The organism is Alteraurantiacibacter aquimixticola (assembly GCF_004965515.1).
GTDB classification, from domain to species: domain Bacteria; phylum Pseudomonadota; class Alphaproteobacteria; order Sphingomonadales; family Sphingomonadaceae; genus Alteraurantiacibacter; species Alteraurantiacibacter aquimixticola.
On the sequence record NZ_SSHH01000002.1, the window covers coordinates 862261 to 887951 of the forward strand.

18 protein-coding genes are annotated in these 25691 nt (G+C 63.6%); 3 read left to right on the top strand and 15 right to left on the bottom strand.

Annotated features, from left to right (window positions below; translation table 11 throughout):
• Nucleotide 1 precedes the first annotated feature (1 nt).
• Nucleotides 2–1204, bottom strand: coding sequence for an NAD-dependent epimerase/dehydratase family protein (locus tag E5222_RS10645; RefSeq protein ID WP_136693719.1), 1203 nt, complete (start codon nt 1202–1204; stop codon nt 2–4).
• Nucleotides 1205–1396: 192 nt separating this feature from the next.
• Between E5222_RS10645 and E5222_RS10650 the strand changes: the two genes are divergently transcribed.
• On the top strand, nt 1397–2509 hold the full coding sequence (locus tag E5222_RS10650; RefSeq protein WP_136693720.1) for an endo-1,4-beta-xylanase: 1113 nt from the start codon (nt 1397–1399) through the stop codon (nt 2507–2509).
• A gap of 90 nt (nt 2510–2599) precedes the next feature.
• On the top strand, nt 2600–3661 hold the full coding sequence (locus E5222_RS10655; RefSeq protein WP_136693721.1) for an SDR family oxidoreductase: 1062 nt from the start codon (nt 2600–2602) through the stop codon (nt 3659–3661).
• 3 nt (nt 3662–3664) lie between these two features.
• Here the strand turns inward: E5222_RS10655 and E5222_RS10660 are convergent, their stop codons facing one another.
• From E5222_RS10660 to E5222_RS10720, 13 genes are all read right to left on the bottom strand, one after another.
• A complete protein-coding gene (locus tag E5222_RS10660; RefSeq protein ID WP_136693722.1) occupies nt 3665–4894 on the bottom strand; it encodes a pectate lyase family protein in 1230 nt (409 codons plus the stop codon).
• Nucleotides 4895–4902: 8 nt separating this feature from the next.
• On the bottom strand, nt 4903–6729 hold the full coding sequence (locus E5222_RS10665) for a tetratricopeptide repeat protein (protein WP_136693723.1): 1827 nt from the start codon (nt 6727–6729) through the stop codon (nt 4903–4905).
• A gap of 3 nt (nt 6730–6732) precedes the next feature.
• The gene (locus E5222_RS10670; protein WP_136693724.1) at nt 6733–8226 is read right to left on the bottom strand and encodes a KpsE/RkpR family capsule polysaccharide export protein; all 1494 of its coding nucleotides are present in this window, start codon (nt 8224–8226) and stop codon (nt 6733–6735) included.
• A gap of 32 nt (nt 8227–8258) precedes the next feature.
• On the bottom strand, nt 8259–8960 hold the full coding sequence (locus E5222_RS10675; protein WP_136693725.1) for an ATP-binding cassette domain-containing protein: 702 nt from the start codon (nt 8958–8960) through the stop codon (nt 8259–8261).
• Entirely contained in the window at nt 8960–9778 is an 819-nt protein-coding gene (locus E5222_RS10680) for an ABC transporter permease (RefSeq protein ID WP_136693726.1), read from the bottom strand. Before E5222_RS10680 ends, E5222_RS10675 begins: the two co-directional genes overlap by 1 nt.
• On the bottom strand, nt 9775–10842 hold the full coding sequence (locus E5222_RS10685; RefSeq protein ID WP_136693727.1) for a polysaccharide biosynthesis/export family protein: 1068 nt from the start codon (nt 10840–10842) through the stop codon (nt 9775–9777). The genes E5222_RS10680 and E5222_RS10685 overlap by 4 nt, the downstream gene beginning before the upstream one ends.
• 44 nt (nt 10843–10886) lie before the next feature.
• Complete coding sequence (locus E5222_RS10690; protein WP_136693728.1) at nt 10887–12836, bottom strand: glycosyltransferase; 1950 nt, start codon at nt 12834–12836, stop codon at nt 10887–10889.
• A 55-nt stretch (nt 12837–12891) separates the two neighbouring features.
• The gene (locus E5222_RS10695; RefSeq protein WP_136693729.1) at nt 12892–15249 is read right to left on the bottom strand and encodes a hypothetical protein; all 2358 of its coding nucleotides are present in this window, start codon (nt 15247–15249) and stop codon (nt 12892–12894) included.
• A gap of 99 nt (nt 15250–15348) precedes the next feature.
• The gene (locus tag E5222_RS10700) at nt 15349–16704 is read right to left on the bottom strand and encodes a nucleotide sugar dehydrogenase (protein WP_425456254.1); all 1356 of its coding nucleotides are present in this window, start codon (nt 16702–16704) and stop codon (nt 15349–15351) included.
• 60 nt (nt 16705–16764) lie between these two features.
• A complete protein-coding gene (locus tag E5222_RS10705; protein ID WP_169053556.1) occupies nt 16765–17883 on the bottom strand; it encodes a glycosyltransferase family 4 protein in 1119 nt (372 codons plus the stop codon).
• A 96-nt stretch (nt 17884–17979) separates the two neighbouring features.
• Nucleotides 17980–19134: an efflux RND transporter periplasmic adaptor subunit gene (locus tag E5222_RS10710; RefSeq protein WP_136693731.1), complete on the bottom strand. Its 1155-nt coding sequence runs from the start codon at nt 19132–19134 to the stop codon at nt 17980–17982.
• Complete coding sequence (locus E5222_RS10715) at nt 19134–21497, bottom strand: ABC transporter permease (RefSeq protein ID WP_136693732.1); 2364 nt, start codon at nt 21495–21497, stop codon at nt 19134–19136. The genes E5222_RS10710 and E5222_RS10715 overlap by 1 nt, the downstream gene beginning before the upstream one ends.
• The gene (locus E5222_RS10720; RefSeq protein ID WP_246021684.1) at nt 21494–22243 is read right to left on the bottom strand and encodes an ABC transporter ATP-binding protein; all 750 of its coding nucleotides are present in this window, start codon (nt 22241–22243) and stop codon (nt 21494–21496) included. Before E5222_RS10720 ends, E5222_RS10715 begins: the two co-directional genes overlap by 4 nt.
• 123 nt (nt 22244–22366) lie before the next feature.
• Between E5222_RS10720 and E5222_RS10725 the strand changes: the two genes are divergently transcribed.
• Entirely contained in the window at nt 22367–23272 is a 906-nt protein-coding gene (locus tag E5222_RS10725; RefSeq protein WP_211196128.1) for an endonuclease/exonuclease/phosphatase family protein, read from the top strand.
• Between the two features lie 11 nt (nt 23273–23283).
• Here the strand turns inward: E5222_RS10725 and ppsA are convergent, their stop codons facing one another.
• Nucleotides 23284–25662: a phosphoenolpyruvate synthase gene (ppsA, locus tag E5222_RS10730; protein WP_136693735.1), complete on the bottom strand. Its 2379-nt coding sequence runs from the start codon at nt 25660–25662 to the stop codon at nt 23284–23286.
• Nucleotides 25663–25691: the final 29 nt, after the last annotated feature.

The following is a 25691-nucleotide window of genomic DNA, read 5'->3' on the forward strand; positions in this document are numbered from 1 at the left end:
GTCAGGCGATGGCCATGTCCCCGTCAATTTCGCGCTGGCGTTCGGCGTTCCAGGCCGAACGCGCAGGGATCTTCTCGCGGTCGATCCGGTCGCGATAGCGGCGCGACAGGTCGATCGTGTCCTGCAGCAGGCTGGAATCGAGCAGGATCGGATCAAGGCCCAGCGAGCGGAACCCTTCATTGCTGACGACCAGTTCGTTCTCGTCCGCTTCGGCGCGCGGATTGGGCACATGGGCGATCTCTGCGCCCGTTCGCTTCGAGACCAGCTCGGCAAGGTCGATGACGCGCAAGGTCTCTGCCACCTGGTTGAGGATGTTCACCCGCTCCCCGCGCTCGGGCGGGTTCTCGATCGCCAGCGCAACGCAACGCACCGTATCGCCGATATTGATGAAGGCGCGCGTCTGCCCGCCCGAGCCATGGACCGTGAGCGGATAGCCGATTGCCGATTCCACCAGGAAGCGGTTGAGCACGGTGCCGTAGTCACCGTCATAATCGAAACGGTTGATGAGCCGCTCGTCGCGCATGGTGAGATCGGTCTGCGTACCCCAGACGATACCCTGGTGCAGATCGGTGATCTTCAGCCTGTCATTCCGGGCATAGAACTGGAACATCAGCTGATCGAGCGACTTGGTCATGTGATAGACGCTGCCCGGGCTGGTGGGGAACAGGATCTCGCGCTGCTGCAGCTCCCCCTCCTCGTCGCGCACGGCCACATCGAGATAGCCTTCGGGGATGGAGAAACCGCCCCCGCTATAGCCATAGACGCCCATGGTTCCGAGATGGACAAGGTGCGTATCGGGAGACCGCTCGACCAGCGCAACCAGCAAGTGGTGCGTGGCGCTGATATTGTTGTCGACCGTGTAGCGCTTCTCCTCCGGGCCGCGCATCGAATAGGGCGCGGCGCGCTGTTCGGCAAAATGGACCACCGCATCGGGCTGCGTTTCGCCCAGCAGCCGGTCGAGGCCGGAAATGTCGCGCGCCATGTCCATTTCGACGAATTCGATCGGGCGCCCCTGCAGTTCCTGCCATGCACGGAGGCGATCGGGCATGCTGGCAATCGGCGTGAGGCTTTTGAGCCCCAACTCATCGTCGATGCGGCGCCGCGAGAGATTGTCGACAATCGTGACGTCGTGGCCAAGGGAGGAAAGGTGCAATGCGGTTGGCCAGCCGCAGAAGCCGTCGCCGCCAAAAACAATAACTTTCATGTGCCGATCCAATAACTGTTCGGCCCCCTCCCGGCACTCTAGACGAATACCCATGCGGAAAAGAAATTATTCACCATAGCTTGCGACGAATGATGGCTCCCGCGCGTCCAAGCGCCCTCCCGCTCTACCAAGTGCTATTGTCATTCGACTGAAAAACTTGAGAATTGGGCAAATTAATGCGAGTCTGTTGATATGGACAGAAGGGCATTCGTCAGTCTGGCCGGCTTCGGAATCGCAGCGGCGGCCTTTCCCGCAGATGCGGCAGCACCAGCGAGTATACCCCTTGCGGAACACGCTGCGCGCCGGGGAATTTCCTTCGGCAGCGCTGTATCGCAGCGCGTGCTGGGCGATCGCAGCTACCGGCAACTGGTAGACCACCAGTGCGACATGCTGGTGGGTGAAAATGCCTTCAAGTGGCGCCATATGGAACGGCGCGAGAACCAGCGGGAGGTCGCTGAAGCGCGCTGGATCGCGGCTTATGCGCAGAACAGCGGCAAGCGATTGCGCGGTCATTGCTTCTGCTGGAACCATCATGACCGCATGCCCCGCTGGCTGGTCGACAAGGCAGCCGGTCTCGCCCCGCGCGACCATGGCGAACTGACCCGGCAAATGTGGCGCCATGGCGCGTTCCTGGCGCGAACCTTCCCGGACATCGCCTGCTGGGATGCTATGAACGAAGCGGTCGATCCCACGACCGGGGAACTGCGCGAAACCGAATTCACCCGCCTGCTGGGCGAAGATTACGTCGACCTCTCCTTCCACATCATGGCCGAGCGGCTTCCCTCCGCAAACCTGGTCTACAATGAAACGATGAGCTGGGAGGCAGACCCCACGCACCGCGATGGGGTGCTGCGCGTGCTCGAACGCGCGCTCGCCAGCGGCGTGCCGATCCATGCGCTGGGAATCCAGAGCCACATCGGCAAGACGCTAGGCCGCAGGCGTGACGAGCGGGCCTGGCGGCGCTTCCTGGAGGAAGTCGAGGGCATGGGGGTCGACGTGATCCTGACCGAATTCGATTGCAGCGACCGTAACATTGCCGCGCGCAGCAGGGAGCAGCGCGATGCCGAAGTCGCGGCGCATGTGCGCGCCTATCTCGACCTGACGCTGAGCTTCACCAATGTGCGCGAGTTACTCGTATGGTCGCTGGCCGACGGGCCGAGCTACATGAACCGCAGGAGCTATCCCCGCCGCCGCCGCCGGGCCGACGGCCTGCCCTTGCGCGGCCACCCCTTCGACCAGCAGCTGGCCGCCAAGCCGATGCTGGCCGCCATGCAGGGTGCTTTGGCGAGCGCGCCTGTGCGTTGAGGGTTGCCCCTGCTTGCGCAACTGCGCGCGCGAAGGCAAGGGGACCGCAAGGCGCGTCAGCGCCGCAATGTAAACAGCTGGTACCCACCAATGGACAACACTTTCTGGTTCGACGATCAGCAGCAGGCCTATCTCAAGAACCGCATCACCTCCACAACCCGCCACTGGCTGGTCACAGGGGCGGCTGGCTTCATCGGGTCCAACCTGGTGGAATCGCTCCTGCGCCTCGGCCAGAGTGTGACGGGCTTCGACAATTTCGCCACCGGCCATCGCTTCAACCTGGACCATGTGGCGGCCCGTGTGGGCGAGCAATGGCAGAACTTCCGCCTAATTGAGGGCGATATCCGCGACCGTGATGCCTGCGCCGAAGCGATGGACGGGGTCCAGATCGTGCTGCATCAGGCCGCGCTGGGCTCGGTCCCGCGCTCGATCGACGATCCGCGCACCAGCCATGACGTGAACGTGACGGGCTTCCTCAACATCATCGACGCCGCGAGGCTCGCGGGTGTCGAAAGCTTCGTCTACGCCGCCTCCAGTTCCACCTATGGCGACGAGCCTAACCTGCCCAAGGTGGAGGACCGCATCGGCAACCCGCTGTCGCCCTATGCAGCGACTAAGCTGTTCGACGAGATCTATGCCGATATCTATCGCCGCGTGTATGATTTCGGCTCGGTCGGCCTGCGCTATTTCAACGTCTTTGGCCCGCGACAGGACCCGCAGGGCGCCTACGCCGCGGTGATCCCCAAATGGACCGACCGGATGATCGAGGGTAAGGAGATCATGATCAATGGCGACGGCGTTACCAGCCGTGACTTCTGCTATGTCGATAATGCCGTGCAGGCCAATCTGCGCGCAGCGATGGCGGAGCTGGAAGGTCGCAACGAAGTGTTCAACGTCGCTGTGGGTCAGCAGACCAGCCTCAATGACCTGTTCGCCATGATCCGCGGCGAGCTGGAAGGCTACCAGGTGCATTACGACCGCGATCCGGTGCATGGCGATTTCCGCAAGGGCGACGTGCGCCATTCGCTCGCAGCGATCGACAAGGCGCGCGATATGATCGGCTATGCACCCACGCACACGATTGCAGAAGGGCTGACCAAGGCCATGCCCTGGTACGTCAACGAATATCCGGCGATCGCGAAGGGGAAGTAAGCCCTAGGGCTGGATGAAGGGGCCGCCACGCAAGGCGTGGCCGGGGGCGCGCTCCCGGCCCCACGCAGTTGCGCTCTCCGCCAGTGTGTAGGTAGGCGAAGGCACCTCCTCGACACGCATGTCCTGCACGCTCAGGCCCTCGCCCACATCGTTCGCCACGCCGCGCAGCGCGCCATCGGCGGCACAGCCGGGCGCATCGGCACGCTCGAGTGCCTGCGAAGCGGTAGCGCGATAGCGGCGCGCGCTGTCGGGGCTGCGATAGCGGTTGCGTTCGACCAGCAACCGCCCGCCCTGCGTGACCAGCGAGCCATAGGCACCGCTCCATGCCCCGCTTGCCCGCTGGCGCGGCGCGAAGGCGACGTCATTTCCGTAAAAGTGGACATAGGCGCTACCCGATACGCGCGGGATGCGCTGGGCGACCTCGGTGAAGCTGTTGCGCAGCACGCTAAGCTGCACCTGGAGGGGCTTGTCCGGCAGGGCGAAACAGCTCTCGCCCGACGCTCCACCGCCATCGATCAGCATGACCTTGTCATGCTCGCTGAAGCGGCTGTCGGAAATGGTGAAACGTCCCTGCCCCCTTCCCTCACTTCCAGTGATGTCGATCATCCCGTCGCGGCAGGCCGAAAGCGCCATGAAGGCGAACCAGATGCGGTCAGCACCGCCGCGCACGGTCACGCAATCGCCGCTCTCCTCAAGGTCCTCGAAACCAGTCTGCGTGATCGCGAAGCCCGTCAGGACGAGGTTGGCGACACCGGCGAGATAGAAGGCCGACCCCGCGCTCGGATCGATGATACGCGGCTGGCTGCACCCGCCATCGAGCGTGACATTGGAGCCCGGCCGCAGCGGCGCTGCCAGCACCAGTTCGCGCTCATCCGCAGGCAGATCGAAGAGGATATAGCCCCCACCCGCCGCACGCGCGCCTGCGATAGCGTGGCGTAGCGATCCTTCCGGTGGTGAGCGTCGGTCGTCCTTCGCATTGGTGACGCGCCAGAGGCGCTGTCCGACGCCGCCGGTCGTCCCGGCCTGCCGCGCAAACCCCTCCATCGCCGCCATGTAGCGCGCCGCAGTGACCCGGCCATCTGCAATGGTGAGCCCAATCTCGCAGCGCTCTACGGCTCGTGACGTGCCCGGCGGCACCGACGCGCAGGCAGCGATTACTGCAAGGCCGAGCAGGATGGCAAAACCCGAAACTGCGAAGCGCAGGTCCCGCAAAACCGGTACGGTGGAGGCCACCGGTCTTGCTATCCCGGTTGGATGTGGCGCCAAATGCCACCAGCGAGGCGCAGGTTCTCCGGCGCGCCCGAAATGGCAATGCGCAACTGCTCGAGGTAAGCCTCACGCCAGCGGGCTGTATACTGCTCCATCGTCTCGCCCTCCTCAGGGTAAGGCATGATCGTCAGGTGGAATTCGATCGTCTTGCCATGCCACTGCGGCACTGCAAAGATCGAAGGCGCACGCTGCTTGTAGGCGAGCCGCGCGGCGAAGCTGGAATAGGTGATTTCCTGCCCTTCGAAGGGAATACGCGGCGCAGCAACATTCATCGCCCCGTCAATGGCAATGGTCAGCGTGCAACCCTGACCGAGCACGCGCATGGCCTGGCGGGCTACCTGGGCCTCCGTCTGGTCGCTAGTGCTGATCAGTTGGCGGGCGAAATCGACCGTCGGCAGGCCGGGCGTCGAAGCGAGCCAGCGGTTTTCTAAGCCTAGCAATTCGAGCGCCAGCGGGCCGGAGAACATTGCCCCGATATGCGCAGAGGCGAAGACCAGCCCCCGCCCCTGCTCCACCAGCGGGCGGACCATGGCTTCCAGCGGGTCGAGCTCGGCGACACGCTCCACCAGCTGTTCGGCCTGGTCCATGCGGCATTCCAGCCAATCATAGATCAGCCGGTCAGCCAGCAGGCCCCAGCGGCCGCGGTCTTCCCACTCGGCGCGACGAGAATCGGGCCAGACTTCCGGATCGCGGAAACGCCAGGCCCAATCGAACCGCGCCTTGGGGATATTGGCATCCTCCAGCCGGTCCCACAGCGCATCGAGCCCGCTCTCGAAATCATTGGGCAGACGGCGCCGGCGTGCATCGATCAGGTGGTCGTAGAGCCGGATCGCGGCTTCCTGCTGCCCGGCCTGGTTGAGCGCGGAAGCGGCAGCACGGCGCAGCGTTTCGTTCTCCGGATCGGCAAGGCACGCCTCGGTCATCAACTCGGCCGCGCGATCATATTCACCCGTTGCCTTCAACGCGCGCGCGAGCCAGACGCGCAGATGCGGCAGGTGCGGCGCCTGTTCCAGCGCCTGTTCCAAATCCGCCCGTGCATTTTGGTGGTCACCCTTGGTGAGCAAGATCTCTCCGCGCCGCAGAAGGGCGCGGAGGTTGCCCGGTTCCAGCTCCAACGCGCGGGTATAATGCTCCACCGCCTCCACACTGCGTTGGCGGCCAAGCATGGCATCGCCCACCTCGATATGGATCGCCGGGCTGGTGATCGTGTCGTCCGTAGTGGCGGGCGCGATTGCGATCGCCTTGTCGAATTCACCGCGCGCGTTCAGCATTTGCAGGCGCTGTTCCAGTTGTTCTTCGCCCGCGCCCGCGTCGCGCGCTTCAAGCATCGCCATCGCGGTATCCTCCCGCCCAGCGCGGGTGAGCGCCTTGAGCGCGAGGCCCGTCAGGCGCGCATCGGCAGGCCAGTCGGCGTAATTCTCGGCATAGTCGGCAGCTGCGTCGACCTCGCCCGCCATCATCAACCGGGTGAGCACCATGGAGAGTCCGCGCGGATCGCCGCGGTGATCCTTCATCAGATCGTCGAACGTCGAGCGGGCGCGGTCGGGATCGAATTCCCACACCAGCCGCGCGAGTAACACGCGGTCCGCCTGCGTGGCGTGCGGGCCCTGCACCATCCGGTCGAGGATGGCAGCAGCCAACCGGTCCTCGCCGCGATCGACCAGAGGGCGCAGGATGGCGAAGCGCACTTCCTCGCAGGCGAGCGCATCCGTAACGTCGATCGTGTCGAGATCGCCTGCAGAAATCTCTGCCCCGGCGCGGATTTTCGCCGCGATCCGGTCAATAGCCTTCAATTCCATAGACTAGTTCTCTTCTGTGGCGGAGCGTCGCAGCGTAAGCCAGCCAAGCGCCAGCACGGCGGCCAGCGCAATGGCCAGCGCCGTCAGGATGCCGAGGAAACGGCTCTCATTGCGCGATTGCGGTTCCATCGGCCGCGAGATCACGACCAGGTACTTACGTTGTTCCAACCCGCGCAGCCGTGCCTGTTCGAGCGTCGTACGCGCGGCGGCGAGTTCTTCCTGCGCCGCCTCGCGTTCGGCCATCGCGGCTTCGAACTGCGCCAGCGTGCGACCGACAGTCCCGTCCTCGCGCGAGCTGACCAGCCGCTCCTGCTGCTGGGCGATCTGCCGCTCCAGCGCCTGGATGCGGGCATTGATACGCGGCAGGAAGGCGCTTTCGCTAAGCCCGTTGGCGAGCAGCGCGCTGCGCTGCGCCTCATACTCGGCCAGTTCGACTTCCAGCCCGTTGATGATCGTGTAAATGCCCTGCGCCGACATGCGCGGATCGAGCTCTGCCTGGCGCTGCTGTACTTCGACCACGCGCCCCTGTGCCTGCGCCAGCCGGTCGCGCGCCTCCTGCTCGGCTACCACAAGGTCTGCCATCTGGTCCTCGTCGATCGCCTGCGAGATATCGCGCACCTTCTGCTTACCGAGGTCGAGGAGGATTTCGGCATAGCGCACCGCCATCTCCGGCGTGACGCCCTCGACCTGCAGCGTCATGATGCCTTCCTGCTGGTCGGCAATCACCTGCACGCGGTCGCGATAGAAGCCGAGCCCCCTGCCCGCGTCGGAAGCTCCCGGCATATCCTGCCCGTCGAAATGCGAGAGATAGGCATGTTCGCCCTGCATGATCCGGCGCACTTCTTCCGACAGCAGGTAGTCGCGCACACGGTAACCGTCCGTCATCCCGCCGCCGCCGGTGCTCACGCCCAGCATGGCCGCGCCCGAAATCCCCTCGCTGGGGCTGACCGTGGTGATCGCGAAGGAGGTTTCGGTCTGGTAGTAATAGGACTTGATGAAGGCGAAATAGCCGAGCGCCAACAGTACCGGCAGGAAAGCGAAGAGCGCGAGGTTGCGTAGCCTTCGCACGCGCCGTTCATGGTCGCGCTGGTTGATCGTGGCGAGACGCGCGGAAATGTCCGCCTCGCTGGGCAGCAGGGCCTCGATCTCTCGCCGCCGGTCTTCCTCGTCCCGGCGCGCGGCCCGCAAGCGCGCGGCGTGCTGAACCTGCGTGCCGGAAGCGGAGGCGCGAGCGGTTGGGGCAGCGGCGGCAGATCCAGCAACGGCTGCAGAAGCTTTCGCCTCCGCCTCAAGCTCGGCTTCGAGCTCGGCCTCACGCGCCTGCTCGGCCATCTTGTCGGTCGCCTCCTTCAGCAGGTCTACCTCGGCATCGCCCTCCCCGATCAGGTCGGACACGTCCTCGCTGGCGCTAGTATCCGCATCGGGCGTGACATAGTCCGCCCCCTTTCCGGACGCGCGTGAGCGGCGCCATGCCTGCAGGCGTTGCTTGTTATCCATATCGGCTACCTAGCGGTATCATGCCCCAGCCGCTACTCACTGGAAAATCCTTCCACCAGTTGCTGCAGACTGTCCTGTTCGACCAGCTGCGTCTCGAAAATTCCCTTGGCCTCCTCGGCATCGGCGGTGAGGACGAACTTGCCCCCTTGCAGCACCGCGAAGCGACGGCCGAAGCGCTCGGCCAGCCGCGGCGAATGAGTGAGGAAGAACAGGCCTGCACCCTCGTTCAGCTTCTGCTCCAGCGCCACCTCGCAGCGCGTGCGGAAGGAGGGTGCGCCGGTCCCGATATTGCCATCGGCGACATAGGTATCCGCCGGGATCGCCATGCTGAGCGCAAAACCGAGCCGTGCGCGCATGCTGGAGGAATAGGTTTCCACCTTGCGGTGATAATCTTCGCCCAGCTCGGAAAACTCCGCAACATAGGCGCTTACGCGGTTACGCGGCGCTTCGGCGAGGTCTGCAATGATCTCGACGTTGCGCTCCCCCGTCATCGAAGGATGCAGCGCGCCGGTGAAGCCCAGCGGCCAGGAAATGCGTCCGCTACGGTGGACATTGCCCTCCGTAGGCCGAGTGAAGCCCGCCAAGAGGTGCGCAATCGTCGTCTTGCCAACGCCCGGCGGCGCTAGGATGCAGATGCGGTCCCAAGGCTCGAACAACAGCGTCGCTTCGCGGAGGATCACGCGCTCCTCATCATCGAGCACATAGTGCTTGGTGCATTGTTCGAAACCGATCATCAGATCGCCCAGGAGGCATCGCCCTCGACCGGCGCGCCCGACAGCCGGCGACGCTGGACGATATAGCCGGTGGCGACACAGACGAGGATGAAGGTGATCGGCACCCAAGCCATGGCGAACAGCGATTCATAGCCGATGAAAAGACCGTTCCTGAGGATCTCGATCCCGTGAAAGAGCGGGTTCCAGACGAACAGGTCGCGCAGCGTGGGCGGCAGCTCGTTGGCGGTGTAGAAGACCCCTGAAATGTAGAACAACGGACGCAGGAAGATCGGCGTCGCACGCGACAGGGCGGGTACAATGGTGGATAGCGATGCCATCAGGTATCCAAAGGCCCCGCCGCTAGTCACCGCGAGGAAGTAGCCCCACAACGCCAGCACCGGATCGTGCATCTCGAAGAAGCCGAAGACCGAATAATTGAGCAGCAGCAGGAAGCCGAAGATCAGCAGGCTGTTGACCATCTCCAGCGCAAAGACCGCACCGCCCACCAGGTTCGGGCTGACTGTCGGGAAGGAGAGGATGTGGCGATAGGCGGTTCTCGAACGCAGGATCGCATTCACAGCATAGCGCGAACAGACATAGGGCACGACACCCGAACAGATGAAGCTGCCGATATCGGTATCAATCGGTATCCGGCGGCCAAGCAGCAGGAAGATCACGTAAACGGCCAGCACCCAGGCCAACGGCACGAGGTAGGCCCAGAGATAGCCGAGCGCATCCCCGGTATAGCGCGAGCCGATCTCGCGCAGGATGATAGCCTTGACCTTGCGCAGCCAGCGCGGCGCCGCCTCTAGCACGCGGACCGGAGGCCAATCATTCATCGGCTGATGCGCTCTATATCGCTGGTAAGGCGCGTGACCGAACCGATCGCCTGCAGCACCTTCTGCGTCTGGGTGAAGGGCGCATAGCTGACATAGACCACGTCACCTGGCAGCAGCGGGAAATCGCCAGCAATAAGGATGTTGGCCGGATCGCTCATATCCATGCGATAGATCACGTCGCGCTGCCCTGCATCGCGCTGGCGGAAGACGAAGACGCCGGTGGGATCGGCGGTGCGCTCATCCAGCCCGCTGGCATTGCCCAACGCGTCAATCAACATGTACTCGCTGCGCGGCAGCGGAACACGCGCCGGGCGTCCCACCGAACCCATGATGACATAGTAGCGATCGTCCCGGCGCAGCGAGATGATGTCGCCGGGCTGTAGGGCAATGTCATAGGCGGCATCGGAGAACAGCTGGTCGAGGCCGATCTCCGCCAGCACGCCGTTGCGATGCACCTGCACGATATACTCCGATCCCGGCTCACGCTGGATGCCCGCCCCGCCGATCACCGCGCCGAGACGCGAGGATTGCGGGGTCAGCTCGACAGCACCGCCGCGCGCGACGTCGCCCATCACCGTCACCGAACGCTGCGTTGCCCCCGTGCGAGTCACCACCACTTCGGGGCCGTAGATCTGCCGCACCAGCTTCTGGCGGATCCGCTCGGTCAGTTCTGCGGTCGTCAGGCCCACGGCCTCCACCCGCCCGGCGAAGGGCAAAATGATCGAACCGTCCTCGGCAATCTGGACCGCAGGGACGGTGACCGGCGAAGCAATGGTGACCGGGAAGCGGCCGTTGCCAGCGGATTCGGTCAGCGTCACAGTCAGCACGTCGCCGCGGCGTAGCTCCTCGAAATCGGTCGATGGGCCGGACAGGAACTCCACCGGCACGCTGGCTGCCGCCGGCATCTCGATCGGTTCGGCCTGCCATTGCGCAAGCGGCATCACCTCAACGTCATACTGGCCGGCCTCCACCACCTCGCCCGTCGAAGGTCCGCCGCGCGGCAGGGCGCAGGCGGAGGTGACAAAGGCAAGGAGGGCGGCAGTCAGGATACGAAACGGGGTCATGGGCTGCGATCAGTATGCCAGTTTCCGGGACCGGTGAAGCAAAATCAGGTCGAGCAGATGTGCAGGAAGGTGCGCAGCGACTGCTCGTCCGAAAAACGCTCGCCCACGAAATCGCGCGCACGGTCGCTAGCCGTGGGATCGGCCTGGAAGCGCTTGGCAAGGCGATGGACTTTCTCGCTCGCGGCGACGAGGTCGGGCTTCTCGGTGCAATCGAGCACATGACCGGTCTCGCCCTCGATAAAGCATTCGACCGAGCCGCCCGCAGGCGTCGCGACCACCGGCAAGCCGGCGGCCTGCGCCTCGATGAGCACGTTGGGCAGGCCCTCGAAACGCGAGAGCAGGACCTTCACATCCATCTTCTCATACCAGTATCCGACGCTACGCGAGCGGCCGACCATCAGTACGCGGTCGGTCAGGCCGTGGTGTGCGATCAGTTCCTCGATCTCTCCGCGGGCGCGCCCGTCGCCGACGAGTACAAAGCGCGAGGCGGGGTAGCGCTGGCTGTAGACTGCGGCCAACTCTACCCATGGCAGGGGCTGCTTCACATGTTCTAGGCGGAAAACACCGCCGATCGTGGTCTCGGCGTCGGCGGTCTGCGCCACGAAGCGTTCCCAGCGTTCGATCTCCTCCTCCAGCGGCGGCTCCACGCAGGGGGAAACCGCATTGTAGAGGGTCCTTACCCGCTCGGAAGGCAGGTCGAGCCAATCCGCATAAACATTACCCACGAGACTGGAGTTGCTGATCAGTGTGACACCCGGAATTCGCGCCATGGCGCGGTAAAGAATTTCGTATTCCGGCTGGTTGCGATCGGTGCGCACGATGGGCGGCTGGCCGCGGAAAACCAGGTGGATCTTGGGCACACCCGCAAGCAGTGCGGCCAGTGCACCATAAAGCGTAGCGCCATCCTGCCAGATGCTGGCGACGTCGAAATCGCGGTCGAGGAAATAGGAGGTCAGGCGGGTGGCACCGTAATTCACCTGTGGCGGGAGCATGGTACACAAGGTCGCCATGTCCGGATCAAGGTCGAGATGGTCGCTCACAGGCGTGGGCGTCACTTCCTCCAGCTCCACTACTTCGATCCCGTTGTCCAGCAGGTCGGGCAGGAAGTGATCGTTAGGCTTGTGTTCAACGCCCAGCGTCTTCACCGCCACGCTGACGAGGTCGGGTGAACCGAGATTTTCGGCCAGCAGGCAGGCGAGTTTGGACAATTGCCGTTCCGCGCCGCCCGCACCCAGACCGCCGGTAACGAGCGAGATCTTTTGCGGGTCCTTGGTGGGACGCAGCGGCCGGTTCTCGAAGAATCGCAGCAGGCATTCGAGCGCAAGAAGGCGGCAGTCCTCACCGTGTTTTGCGCGTCCCGGCGCGAGCCGTTCGAGACATTCAACCTGGTGGCGCACTTGCACCAGCAGCAGGCCCCCACGGCTGTCTGGCGCAAATTCGTCAGCGGCCGGCTCCAGAACTTCAAGTGCATCGACCAGGAAGCCCACCTTGGCCAGGCGAACGGCGAGATCCAGACGCGCGGACAGGTAGTCCGGATGCGCGGCGAGAATTTTCCGGAAAAGTGCGAAGCAATCGTCGTAGTGGTAGATTGCATCGTAAAGTGCCGCGCGCCGCGCCAGCTCTCTGCGGTCATCGCTATCGGCCGGATAATGCCGGTCGATGATCGCCATCGCTTCGTCCTTCATGCTGCGCTTCCAGAAGGAGGAGACGAGGTGGCGGATCACCTTTGGGTGGTCGGGATTGGCGCGGTAAAGTGCTTCCCATTTCGGCGCGGTCTCGGAGACCAGCATCGCGTTGTCCAGGATCTGCAGCAGCAATATGCTGGCCTTCAAGTCACCGGCCACGTCATCCGCATAGCGGCGCGCCATCTCGGCTGCCTTGAGAGCTGGCCGCAGCCCGGGCTTGGTGGAGAACTCGTACAGTTCGGTAAGAGCTGCGATCAGTTCTGCAGGATCGATGGGATCTGGCTCTGCTTTGTGGGCAAGACTGCTCATAGGGGGGTACTCTTGATAGGGGTTACTGGGGGAAGGAGAGTGAGCGGCGATGCGGTCATGCCGCAGCCTGCATCAAACGCGACCGGCACATTTCGATCTGGCGATCGATCTGCCTCGTATTCCCGGCAAGGGGACGCAAGGCCTCGAAATACTCGATCGCTTCTGCATAGAGCCCCAGCCGGATCGCCGCATCGGCCACGGCCTTCGCTGCTAGTGCGGAGTCAGGATCGAGTGCGAACAGGCGCTTGCCGAGATCGAAGCGTTCTTCCACCTGGCTAGCGGACAAGGTCTTGATCTTCCTGCGCAGTATCGAGGCAAGGCGCCCGTACTCCTTTTCCAGCCGTGCTGCGCTACCATCAATCCTGGCAACCTTTACCAGTAGTTCCTGAGCCTCGGCAACGCGGTCACGGTCGATCATGTCGCGTGCATGGCGGATGCTGCGGGCAACAAGCCGCTGCAACTTGTCATTACAGTCAGCAACAATCTCTTCATCGCCATCGGCCCGATCACTCACCAGCATGAACTGGTCGATGGCCAAGCCATAGCGGCCCGCGCGGAACGCGGCGCGCGCCAGCTGGCGCGAAATCCGGATGTCGAACTCGCTCTTCTCGACCTCCACATGCAGGTGATCGGTCGCCTTCTCGAAATCCCCGAGAATGTAATGCGTACGTCCGGCCAGTAGGTCCATCTGGTAGAAGCTGACGAGGCTGCCATCAGCTTCGTCGAAAAGACCAAGTACGCGGTCCAGATCGCGTTCCTTATAGGCTGCGCGGGCATCGACCAGGTAAGCTTCTTCAAGCTTGGCAAGGTGGCTGCGCACAGTGCGGTCGCCAGCGATTTCAGCCGCGCGCAAACATTGAAGGGAGTGCGGCTTGTCGCCCTTTTCCAAAGCCGCGAGACCTCGTCTGCGCCAGCCATCGCGATGGGCGGCGAGCCAGGAATGGCGCTTGCCACTCGCCGCTGTCTCGTCCGCGCCTCCACTCATCAGATCGGCCGCAAGCGCCTCAAATCCAGCTTCATCGCAGGCCTCCGCCAGAACCCGCATGCTTTCGCCCGAGAGATTGCGCGAATGCTTGCGCAGCGCCACCAACTTCGCGCTGGCCTTGTCGGCAATGGCATTCTGCCATAGCACCAACAGCGCACCTTCCTGTTCGGGATAGCGTTCATGCACTAGCTCGGCCCATTCGCGCACCACCTGCCGATCCGCGCCCGTGGCATCGAGCAGGGCGAAGACCTTGCTGACGGCCTTGCCTGCCTGTTCGCCACCGAAGAAGAAGAGCTTCTTCCAATAGCCGAGCGCCTTGTCCTCCAGCTCCAGTGCTTCGGCACATTGAACCATGACCGCGTAGATCGTTGGACTTTCCAGCTCGTCCGCCAGCAGTCCTTCGCCATACTCCAGCGCCCTGACATGATCGCCCACAGCGAAAGTGGCGAGGAGAAAGGCTTCAGGATCGCTCTGGGCCAATTGTTCGCCCGCTCCGGTCGCACCGAAGATGGCGGCAACCTTGTCGAGGCTGCCCTGCTCAAACTCCAGCTTGGCCAGCTGGCGCTGCAACCGCGCGTTCGCCGGATAGACCTCGACCGCATCACGCAGATATTCAACGGCCTGCTGTCTTGCGCCTTTCTTGAGCAGTTCATCAAGGCGAGCAGGATCGAAGATCGAGCCATCCCCGAAGTCGGCAACCGCGAACGCGGGAACTGCGAAGTAATGGGCATTCCAGTCCCGAAATAACGCGTCGGAGAAGCTGTCCGTAAAATGGGTCAGGTCGCGCCCCTGATCCTTCAACGCCTTATGCTGGCCCAGCTGGTTCATCAGTGCCGTGGGATTGTAGCAGCGCAAGTCCAGTTGTTCGCAAGCCGCCTCTACATCGGCAATCAGCTGCTCGCGACGCGGAAGGGTAGAACCAAGCTGCGAGCGCGCATTGACATGCGTTGTCACGATCATTCTGTCGCGACCGACCATGTCGACAAACTGCGACAGCGAGTCGACGACGTTCTGCGCACTCTCGACGGTAACCCGCGCGTTGCGCAGAATCTCGCGGTCGCACTCCGCCAGTGCGACGAATGAAGGCTGTTGTTCCAGCCACTGATCAAGGCCCGCCGCATTGCTCGGACTCGCAAGGTCCCAGTATTTCACTTTGCGATCATGATCGGCAAAGAAATCCGGATAGCGGGCATACAGATAGTTTATCTGGATCGCATCTTCGCCGACCCTAATGAGCTTCGCCGAGGAAACTTCAACGAAATAGAGATCGGGTTCGATGAAAGTTTCATCGGCAAAGTCAGTCTGTGTACCATGACGAAAAATCACCGCGCGGACGGCCTCGGGAACATCCAGCACACCACGCATGAAGCGCAGCTGCTGGACCGCCTCATAGGCAGTGTGCGTGAACCCGTAGTTGCGCGCCTTCATGAAAACGAATTCGTGCGTTTCGCGCGCGCGCCGGAAAGGCGTGTGGATCCTGCATGTTCCGATCGGGCAAATGGTAAGCATTTGTTCCTGCGGCAAACCCTACAATGACCAATATTTGTACTTCTCACGATATTGGACCGGGTCCAGCTCGGACTTCAGGTCCACCAACACTCCTCCCGGCTTGAGGTGCTCCTTGATGAAGGTATCCACCTCGTCGCGGTAAACTTCATGCGGCACCGCCAGGATCAGCGCGTCCAGGTCCTTCAATTCGGCCTTGTCCTGCAGCGCAATGCCATATTCCTGCATGACCTCTTCGGCGTCGGCCAAGGGATCGTGCACCACCGCGCGAATTCCAAAGCCTGCAAGCTCCCTAATCATTTCCAGCACCTTGCTGTTCCTGATATCAGGCACGTTCTCCTTGAATGTTGCCCCCAACACCCCCACGCGTGAACGGCGGATGAAGTAGCCCCCAGTCGCCAACATTTGCAGGATCTCTGTTGCGATGTAGCGCGGCATGGAATCGTTGATCCGACGCCCCGACAGGATCACTTCCGGATGATAGCCCAGCTGCTCCGCCTTGGAGGTGAGATAATAGGGGTCAACGCCAATGCAGTGCCCTCCAACGAGACCCGGCGTGAAGCGCATGAAATTCCACTTGGTCGCCGCCGCATCGAGTACGTCGGCAGTCCGGATACCCGCCATGCGGCAGATCTTCGACATTTCATTCATAAGTGCGATGTTAATGTCGCGCTGGGTGTTCTCCAACACCTTGGCAGCTTCGGCGACCTTGATCGAGGCGGCCTTGTAGATGCCCGCCTCGACGATCTCACCGTAAAGCGCGGCGACCTTCTCGAGCGTCTCCTCATCCTGACCGGCGACCACCTTGGTGATCTTTTCGACCGGGTGCTGCTTGTCACCCGGATTGATCCGCTCGGGACTGTAGGCAAGCTTGAAATCCGTTCCCGCCACCATGCCCGAGGCACTCTCTATCACGGGCGCGCAAATCTCCTCTGTCGCACCTGGGAATACCGTGGATTCGAAGATCACGATTGCGCCCTTGGCAAGATGCTCACCGATGGTTTGACATGCGCCGGTTAGTATGGAGAGATCGGGTGCACGGTTTGCATCGACCGGCGTCGGCACAGTGACGACCACGATACCGCAATCGGCAATCACCTTGGGGTCGCAGGTGACCTGCAGCCGCATGTCACGCAGCTCCCCAGCGGACAGTTCGCCCGTCCGGTCAATACCGGCCTTCAACTCCTCCACGCGCCTGGCGGAAACATCCAAGCCCACGACATTCTCGAATTTGCGGGAAAAGGAATAGGCAAGCGGCAAGCCAACATAACCAAGGCCCACCACACAAATACATTCAGTTTGGAGCAAAACAAAAAGACCCTTGAAGCATTCAACGCAAGACACCCGGCACCCACTTGCCCGGTGTTTGAGCCCCACCAATCGGATGATCGGCACCTACCATGGGCGGCGGCCATGTCAAAGCTGAGCACCCACACTCTAAGATTTCATCAACACTTCTTCATGCGCCACGATCTTGCCAATACTTAACCTTGCCCGGACTCGCCGCGCCGCCGCTGATGATAATCGAAGGAAGAGAGCTGGATCGTCAGCAAGCGCCTGCAGCCCGCGGGCAATTGTCCCGCTTTCCTCGGGCAGAGCGAGCCAGGCGCAACTCTCATCAGCAAATTCAGGCACGGCTCCAGCGGCGTTGGTCACCGGCACAAGGCCCGAGCTCATTGCTTCGTCACGTGTGACACCTTGGGCGTCATTGCGTGTGGGGCAGAGAAAAATTCCGGCCGCCTGATGCATTTTTGCAACGTCAAATTGAGTTAGGAAACGCTGCTCGACCCGCACATTGGGCAGATGGCGGATCGGGGCGAGTATTTCCTCGAACAGGTAGCCTTCGCCCAGAATATGGAAGTGGAAGCGGTCGAAGCCCGGTTTTTCGGCCAGCAGCAGGATCGCCTCAACCGAAAGGTCATTCGCATAACGCCAGTCGCTGAAAGGGCGGATCGAGAGGACCTTGAAGCGGTCGTCCGCCTGCTTCTCGCTGTAGCGGAACAGCTCCGTATCGACCGGGCTTGGCGAGACCGTCCAGCGCGGCAATTCGCGGCCCACCGCCCGGAACGCCTCGTCGGCGGCGAATTGCGAGACGAAGACCATGCGGAAATTGGCGGGCCAGTCCGCAGCGAGCCGCCGCCAATAGGCGATTCGGCGCTCGAAAACGGCCTTCGCCTTCAGCCAGCGCTTCTCATTATGTTCGCGCCTCTCGGTAACCTCGTAGAAGGGCATGATTTCCGAGCCGTAGATCCAGCCATTGACCGGGATGTCCAGAGGCACATTCTCGATCACCGGCGCAAAGTCATCAGCCGGGGCATGCAAGGCCACGACATCGGGCCGCTGCTGGCGGATAACCTCCACGCAGTCGTCGGCGGTGCGCATCAGCACCGGCACGCCATCGAATTCGTACTCGGCCTGCGGCGGACGGCGATGCAGCCAGATCACCGTCACCCGATGGCCGCGCTCCCTGTAGGCGAGGACGCGGCGATGGACGAAAGCATGGTTGTAGAGACGCTCTGCGCTGGGATAACCGCGCGTCACGATAAAGATATGCATGGCGGGCCTGATAGCGCGGAAGCGCATGCTGTCACCAGTACAGCGACAGGCCGTGCGCGGCGTCTTGTCAGGTGAGCGAGCGGGGCCCGCCCGTCCTCACCGCCGGCTGATGCGCATGCCGTCTTCCAGCATGTTGCCGGGATTGAGCACCACGGTATCACCTTGCGCCAAGCCGTCGAGGACCTCGGCATGCTCATCATTGATGAGGCCGAGCGACACCGCCCTTTCGCGCGCGCGGCCGCCATCGTCGACGAAGACGCGCCAGCCGCCATCGCCGCCCCGGAACAGCGCGCCGATCGGGACGCGCAGCGCGTCGTCCCGCCGTTCGAGCACGATCGTGGCATCGAGCTGGTAGCCATGGCCCAGCCGCGCCGCTTCCGACCGCGCTTCGGGCGCGAAGCGGATGATGACATTGACGCGCTGCTCCTCGATGCCGAGCGCCGAGATCTTCAGCCGGCCGTAGGGTTCGATCCGGTCGACAATCCCGATCAGCGCATCCGGCCCGCCCCACTGGTGGATTTCCACGCGATCGCCGGGCGAGACCCGCACCGCCTCACGCGAGAGGAGGTCGACGACCACTTCGATCTGCTCGGAATCGCCGATGGTCATGAGCGGCGTTCCCTCCGCGATCACGCCTTCGCTTTCGGTGATGACCGACATGACCGATCCGCTCGCGGGAGCGCGCACGGGAACAGGTGCGCCGCCCGTCTCGCCGCCGGGCTGGGCCATCAGGGCACGGATACGCACCGCCTCCGCCCGCGCCTGCGCCAAATTCGCCTCGCCAGTGGCGACGCGGGTCTGCGCCGCTTCCAGTTGCGCCCTGGCGAGGAAGCCACGCTCCGACAATTGCTCCGCCCGTGCAAGGTCGCGGCGCGATTGCTCCAGCGAAGTGGTGACGGAAGCGGCAGCGGCTTCGGCTGAGGAGAGCGCACCGCGCAATTCCTGCAGGCTACGCCGGTCGAGCGGCGTTGCCGGGCGGCCACGCATGCGGGTGATCAGCATCCCGCGCTCGACCTGGTCCCCCGCTTCCAGCTCGATCCGGTCGAGATAGCCGGTCACCGGGGCCGAGACCGAATAGTATTCTTCCGCCCTTGTGACGCCGTCATCGGTGACGCCCACCGCCATCGGGCCACGATCGACTTCGCCCATGTCCACCAGCGTGGAAGCGGGCCAGAAGGCATAGAGCAGCCCCAGCAGAAGGAGGGCCGCGACCAGAAGCGCCCAGCGCCAGCGTTTCACAAGATCCATCATCAGTCGTGCGCCTTGAGTACCCGAACCATGTCCAGCCGCAAGACCCGCAGCGCCACCAGCGCGGCGGTACCCAAGGCAGAGAACAGGACGATCAGCGAAGCATAGCCATAGGTCGCGCGGTTGGGCGCGAACGGCAGGCGGAAGAGGTCCGAACTGAACATCGTCGTCATCAGCTGCGCCAGCCAGTAGCCGATGACGCAGCCCAACGGCACGGCGGCGATCACCAGCAGCGCCAGCTCGCCCAGCAGGACAATGCCGACTTCGGTGCGGTGATAGCCGAGCACGCGCAGCGTCGCGAGCTCATGCGCGCGTTCGGAGAAGAGGATGCGCGCGCTGTTATAGACCACGCCGACCGCGATGGCCGAGGCAAAGGCAATGTAAAAAAATATCATCGTGAAGATGTTGTCGTCGATCATCTCTTCGAACTTGACCAGCGCGGCATCGCGCTCGGTTACGCCGAGTACCACCGGCATTTCCTTGAGCTCGGTCAGAATGTCATCGCGAAAGAGAGGATCGATCCGCAACAGCGCCGTGGCGAAAGGCGCCCGGTCGCGCACCAGCTCCTCCAGCGTGGCAGGTCCGGCATAGGCACGCGCTCCGATGAACTCGTCGACAATGCTGGCAACCGGCATCATCCGCGCGGTTCGCCTTCCACCGAGCATTTCCACATAGACACTATCCCCCGCCCCGACCTTCAGCTGGTCGGCTAGCTGGCGGCTCAGCATCAGGCCGGAGATCGGCATATCGATCTCGGCCCCGCTGGAATCGATGCGCGCGGTGAGGATGGAGTTCTCCGGCGCGCTCTCCAGCGCGGTGCGCTCGGTGAGGTTCCCGTTGCTCATCTGCGCGGCAATCGCCCGTGTTCCCTCCACCCGCTGCACGCCGGGTATCTGCGCCAGTTCGAACAGCACGTCCTCATTGCGCGCTTCGGTGAAGCTGACGCTCAGGTCCTGCTTCTGCGCGCGGAAGAAGTAGGAATCGAGCATGTTGCGGCTGGAATCGATGAACTGGACGGTGGAGAAGAGCAGGCCGAGCGAGAGGGCGACGCCCAGTATCGTCATGGCCGAGCGGCCGGGCCAGCGGGCGATGTGGCGCACGATCATGTGGCCGATGGCGGAAAAGCCCGCCCGCTGCCCCAGCCTCTCGACGATACCCGCGCGATAGACCGGCGGTGGCGGCGGCGACATGGCGACGGCGGGCGCGAGCCTGATCGCAGAGCGCATCCCCGCCAGCGCGCCCAGCGCCGCCGATCCGGTGGACAGCGCCGCTGCGCCCAGGAACACACCGGGAGAGATATTGTAGTTGAGGAAGGGGAAGCGGTAGTAGGAGGCATAAAGCTCGGTCATCCCGTGCCCCATCCAGATCCCTGCCAGCGAGCCTAGCACCGTCGCCAGCATGGCGATGACAAGCGCGAACTTGAAATAGTGCATGCCGACCTGCCGGCTCGAATAGCCAAAGGCCTTGAGCAGGCCGATCTGCGTGCGTTCGGTCCGGATCATGCGGCCCAGCACGATGTAGACCAGAAAGACCGACACCAGCAGGAAGACCGGCGGGATTACCCGCGTCATCGCATCGAGCTGCATCAGCTCATTGTCGAGGAAGGCGTGGCTCAGATGATCCTCGCGCCCATAGGCACCAAGGCCGCCATAGGGTTCGAGAATCCGGTCGAGCGCACGGATGATCTCCGGTTCCGAAGCCCCGCGTTCCAGCGTGATCGAAATGCTGTTGATCGCCTCGGTCCGGTCGGTCGCTGCTTCCAGCGCCTTGCGCCCCATCCAGAAAATGCCGAAGCGCTCGTCATCGGGGATGATGTCGCCCGGTGGAAGCGCATAGATGAAATTGGGGGCCAGCCCCGTCCCCACGATGTCTAGCCGCTGCCTGCTGCCGTAGATCAGCGCCTCCACGCTGTCCCCCGGTCCCAACCCGTTGGCGAGGGCGAAAAGCTCGTCCACCACCACTTCGCCCGGCTCGCCCGCGCGCGGCATACGGCCTTCGCGCAGCACAATCTGGTTGAGGCGAGTCCGTCCATTTTCGTCGACCGAATTGATTAGCCCGCGCACCGGAATGTTGCGGTCCGGAAAATCGAGCGTCGCATATTGCTGGATCACCCCCTCGGCCCGCTGCACGCCTTCGATCTGGCCGACCGTGTCCACTATGGAGCGCGGTGCGCGGGTCATGGAGGCGAAGACATCGGCGAAGTGGCTTTGCGCGTAATAGGCATCGCGCGTGTCGACCAGCGAACGATAGGTCCCCATGGAAAGCACGAAGGTCGCCGTGGCGGCGGCCAGCACCATCGCAATGGCGAAGACCTGGCCGCGCATGTGCCACAGGTTTCGCGTCAGCTTGAGGTCGAGCGCGTTCACCAGGTGATCTCCACCGGCTCGATCTGCGTGTCGTTCTCCACCACCCGGGCGATCTGCCCGTCGAGGAAATGCAGCACCCGGTGCGCAATGGCGGCGATACCGACATTATGGGTGATGATGAGCACTGTCGTTCCCAGCTCGCGATTGGCGCGCACCAGCGTTTCCAGCACGCGCACGCCGGTCTGCGAATCCAGCGCGCCGGTCGGCTCGTCGCACAGCAGGATGCCGGGCCGCTTGGCGACGGCGCGAGCCACCGCCACGCGCTGCTGCTCGCCGCCGGAAAGCTGCGCCGGGTAATGGTCCGCCCGGTCGCTCAGGCCTACCAGTGCCAACGCTTCGCGCGCCTCCATCGGGTCATGCGCGATGTCGGTCACCAGCCTCACGTTCTCTTCCGCGGTCAGGCTGGGGATGAGATTGTAGAACTGGAAGATGAAGCCGATATTCTCGCGGCGATAGCGGGTGAGGTCGGCTTCGGCGATGCCAGTCAGCTGGGTGTCGAAATGAAAGAGCTCACCCTCTGTCGGCCGGTCGAGCCCGCCAATGATGTTGAGCAGCGTCGACTTGCCGCTGCCCGAGGGGCCGAGCAGGACCACGATTTCGCCGGGATGGATGGCAAGGTCGACACCGCGCAGGGCATGGACCTCCGTCTCGCCGGTGACATAGATCTTGCGCAGGCCCACCCCGCGGAACGCCAGTTCGGCCTGCCCCGCTTCCATCGACAATTCCCTCCATCCAGCGGCGGCCAAGGCTTCGAACCTGCATATCTGATAGCCCGCACTGCGCATGGGTCACTGACCCGTGTCAAACTGTGCCAAGGACATCTATGCAATGATGCGATTATGCGGATTGCGAGTTTCAACGTCCAGCGCATGCGGCTGCGAAGCACCGACGGCGGGGAGCGGCTGGACGGCGCACGCGAGGGTGACTGGCGGCCCGGAGGCGAGGGTGAGACCCCCGCGCTCGACCGGATGGACCGCGTCCTGACCGCGCGCGTGCTGGCGGAACTCGATGCCGATGTGGTGGCGCTGCAGGAAGTCTTCGACCAGGCGACGCTGGATCACTTCCACGACAACTTCCTGCTGGCGGAAAATCTGCGACCCTGGCCCCATCGCATTTGCCTGCCCGGAAATGACGGGCGCGGTTTCGACGTCGCGCTGATGAGCCGCGAGGCCCCGCGCGATATTCGCAGCCATGCGGAGCTGACCTGCGGCGAGCTGGGGCTGGAGCCGCAGCCCGGACATGGCCCCGATGAACGCATCTTCCGGCGCGATTGCCTGGTCGCGACGGTGGGCGGGATCACGCTCTACGTCTGCCATTTCAAGGCGCCCTACCCCGATGCCGAACGCTCATGGTTCCTGCGGCGGCGCGAGGCGCAGGCGGTGCGGATGCTGGTGGAGCGCTATTCAGCCGGTGAGGACAACCCGCTGTGGCTGGTGCTGGGCGATCTCAACGAGCCGGATGGCGGAGAGGGGGACGAAGAGGCCATCGCCCCGCTGACCGATCCTACGTTCTCGGTCGATTTGCTCGGGCGACTCAAAGGGGAGGAGCGCTGGTCATTCCGGGACCCGGGCAGCGGCGCATACTCGCATCCCGATGCCATGCTCGCCTCCCCCGCCCTCGCCGCGCGCTACGCCACGGCCAAGCCCTTCTACCTACGCTGCGGGCTGGAGCGGGACATCGCCCGATACGAGGGACGGCACCTCCCCGGCGTGGGCGAGCATCGCCCGCATGCGAGCGACCACGCAGTGCTGGCTATCGACCTCCACGACGACTGAACGGAAAGCAGCTACTGCCGCCGTTCGGCCTCCGCGATCGAATGGATCGTGCGCACGAAGCTGTCGGGATTGAGCGAGATGGAATCGATCCCGCACTCGACAAGGAAAGCGGCGAATTCGGGATAGTTGCTCGGCGCCTGACCGCAAATTCCGATGGGTATGCCGCCTTCATGCGCACCCGTGATCGCCTGCGCAACCATGCGCTGCACGGCCTCGTCACGCTCGTCGAACAGGCCGGCCAGCAGGTCCGAATCCCGGTCCACCCCCAGCACCAGCTGGGTCAGATCGTTCGACCCGATCGAATAGCCATCGAAGCGGGTGGCGAAGCGGTCAGCCAGCACGACGTTGGAGGGGATCTCGCACATCATGTAGACTTGTAGGCCGTTCTCGCCACGCCTTAGGCCGTTCTTCTCCATCGCCTCGAGCACGCGGTCGGCTTCCGCAGGGCTGCGACAGAAGGGCACCATGACCACGAGGTTGGTGAAACCCAGCTCCTCGCGCACACGCTTCAGCGCCCGGCATTCGAGCGCGAAGCCCTCGGCATAACGCTCGTCATAATAACGCGATGCGCCGCGGAAGCCGAGCATCGGGTTCTCTTCCTCCGGCTCGAACGCCTCGCCGCCGATCAGATGGGCATATTCATTGGTCTTGAAGTCGCTCAGCCGCACGATGGCGGGATGCGGGTAGTAAGGCGCGGCCAGCTTGGCGATGCCGCGCGCCAGCAGCTCAACGAAATAGTTCTCCGCCGAGGCATGGCCGCACGTCAGCTCGCGAATGCGGCTGCGATCCTCCGCGCTCACCTTGTCTGGGTGGAGGAGCGCCATCGGATGCACCTTGATGAGGTTGTTGATGATGAATTCCATCCGCGCGAGACCGACGCCCTTTGCGGGTAGGCGCCACCAGCTGAAGGCGGCGGAGGGTTCGGCGATGTTCACCATCACATGGGTGCGCGTTTCGGGCAGCGAGCCGAGGTCGATCTCCTCACTCTCGAATGGCAGCAGCCCTTCGTAGATGATCCCCTCCTCGCCCTTCGCGCAGGACAGGGTGATTGCCTGCCCATCGCGCAGCACTTCGGTCGCATTGCCGCAGCCGACCACGGCGGGCACGCCCAGCTCGCGGCTGACGATGGCGGCGTGGCTGGTATTGCCGCCATGATCGGTGACGATGCCCGATGCGCGCTTCATCACCGGCACCCAGTCGGGATCGGTATTGCCCGTCACCAGGATCGCCCCGTCGCGGAAGCTGGCGATATCCGCCGCATCGCGAATGATGCAGGCCTCGCTCGAAGCGATAGCGGTTCCGATCGCGCTGCCGGAGAGGATCGGCGTCCCCTCCTCCTTCAACCGCCAGCTGCGAAAGCTCGACCCGCTTTCCTGCGATTGCACCGTCTCGGGGCGCGCCTGCACGAGGTAGAGCAGCCCGCTCTCCCCGTCCTTCGCCCATTCGAGGTCCATCGGGCGGCCATAGTGGCGTTCGACCGCGACAGCCCAGCGGCCCAGTTCGACGATCTCGGCATCGCTGAGCACGAAGCGCTCGCGCTCAGCCGGTTCGGTCTCAACCACCTGCGTGCGCTTGCTGCCGCCCACCGCATAGACCATCTTGATCGCCTTCTCCCCGCGCGTCTTCTCGATCACGGGGCAGGCATCCGGCACCTCCAGCAACGGCTTGAAGACCATGTAGCGGTCAGGATCGACCGAGCCCTGCACCACCGTCTCCCCCAGCCCCCAGGCGGCACTGATGATGGCAACATGCGGAAAGCCGCTTTCGGTATCGATGGTGAAGGCGACGCCCGACCCAGCAAGGTCGGAGCGGACCATTTGCTGCACGCCGATGGAAAGCGCGATGGAGAGGTGGTCGAAGCCCTTGGCCTCGCGATAGGCGATGGCGCGGTCGGTGAAGAGCGAGGCGAAACAGCGCAGGCAGGCATCGGCCAACGCGCGCTGGCCGCGCACGTTGAGGAATGTTTCCTGCTGCCCGGCAAAGCTCGCATCGGGCAAGTCTTCGGCAGTCGCGCTGCTGCGCACAGCGACGGCGGGCTCGGCCTTGCCCAATTGCTTGCCGAGTTCGGCGTAGGCAGCGGCGATGGCCTTGGAGAGCTCCTCCGGCATGGTGCCGCCCAGAACCAGTTCGCGAATGGCCTCACCGGTTTCCTGCAAATTCGCCTCGCCCGAGCAGAAGCGGCTGAAGCAGTCCGCCATGGCTGGCTCGATCGCATTGGCTGCAATGAAATGGCGATAGGCCTCCGCGGTGGTCGCAAAGCCGGCGGGCACGCGCACGCCGCTCGCGCCGAGTTCGCGCAGCATCTCTCCCAGCGAGGCGTTCTTGCCGCCGACCGAGGGGACATCGGCGATGCCTACCTGTTCGAAGGGAATGACGAAGCGATTGCTCATAATGCCATCCTCGCGATTTCCACCCAAAC

Excerpts from the sequence above, each read along its gene's own strand:
- E5222_RS10645 (WP_136693719.1), bottom strand. The coding sequence starts at position 1,204 with ATGAAAGTTATTGTTTTTGGCGGCGACGGCTTCTGCGGCTGGCCAACC.
- E5222_RS10650 (WP_136693720.1), top strand. The coding sequence starts at position 1,397 with ATGGACAGAAGGGCATTCGTCAGTCTGGCCGGCTTCGGAATCGCAGCG.
- E5222_RS10655 (WP_136693721.1), top strand. The coding sequence starts at position 2,600 with ATGGACAACACTTTCTGGTTCGACGATCAGCAGCAGGCCTATCTCAAG.
- E5222_RS10665 (WP_136693723.1), bottom strand. The coding sequence starts at position 6,729 with ATGGAATTGAAGGCTATTGACCGGATCGCGGCGAAAATCCGCGCCGGG.
- E5222_RS10670 (WP_136693724.1), bottom strand. The coding sequence starts at position 8,226 with ATGGATAACAAGCAACGCCTGCAGGCATGGCGCCGCTCACGCGCGTCC.
- E5222_RS10675 (WP_136693725.1), bottom strand. The coding sequence starts at position 8,960 with ATGATCGGTTTCGAACAATGCACCAAGCACTATGTGCTCGATGATGAG.
- E5222_RS10680 (WP_136693726.1), bottom strand. The coding sequence starts at position 9,778 with ATGAATGATTGGCCTCCGGTCCGCGTGCTAGAGGCGGCGCCGCGCTGG.
- E5222_RS10685 (WP_136693727.1), bottom strand. The coding sequence starts at position 10,842 with ATGACCCCGTTTCGTATCCTGACTGCCGCCCTCCTTGCCTTTGTCACC.
- E5222_RS10690 (WP_136693728.1), bottom strand. The coding sequence starts at position 12,836 with ATGAGCAGTCTTGCCCACAAAGCAGAGCCAGATCCCATCGATCCTGCA.
- E5222_RS10695 (WP_136693729.1), bottom strand. The coding sequence starts at position 15,249 with ATGAAGGCGCGCAACTACGGGTTCACGCACACTGCCTATGAGGCGGTC.
- E5222_RS10705 (WP_169053556.1), bottom strand. The coding sequence starts at position 17,883 with ATGCATATCTTTATCGTGACGCGCGGTTATCCCAGCGCAGAGCGTCTC.
- E5222_RS10710 (WP_136693731.1), bottom strand. The coding sequence starts at position 19,134 with ATGATGGATCTTGTGAAACGCTGGCGCTGGGCGCTTCTGGTCGCGGCC.
- E5222_RS10725 (WP_211196128.1), top strand. The coding sequence starts at position 22,367 with ATGCGGCTGCGAAGCACCGACGGCGGGGAGCGGCTGGACGGCGCACGC.
- ppsA (WP_136693735.1), bottom strand. The coding sequence starts at position 25,662 with ATGAGCAATCGCTTCGTCATTCCCTTCGAACAGGTAGGCATCGCCGAT.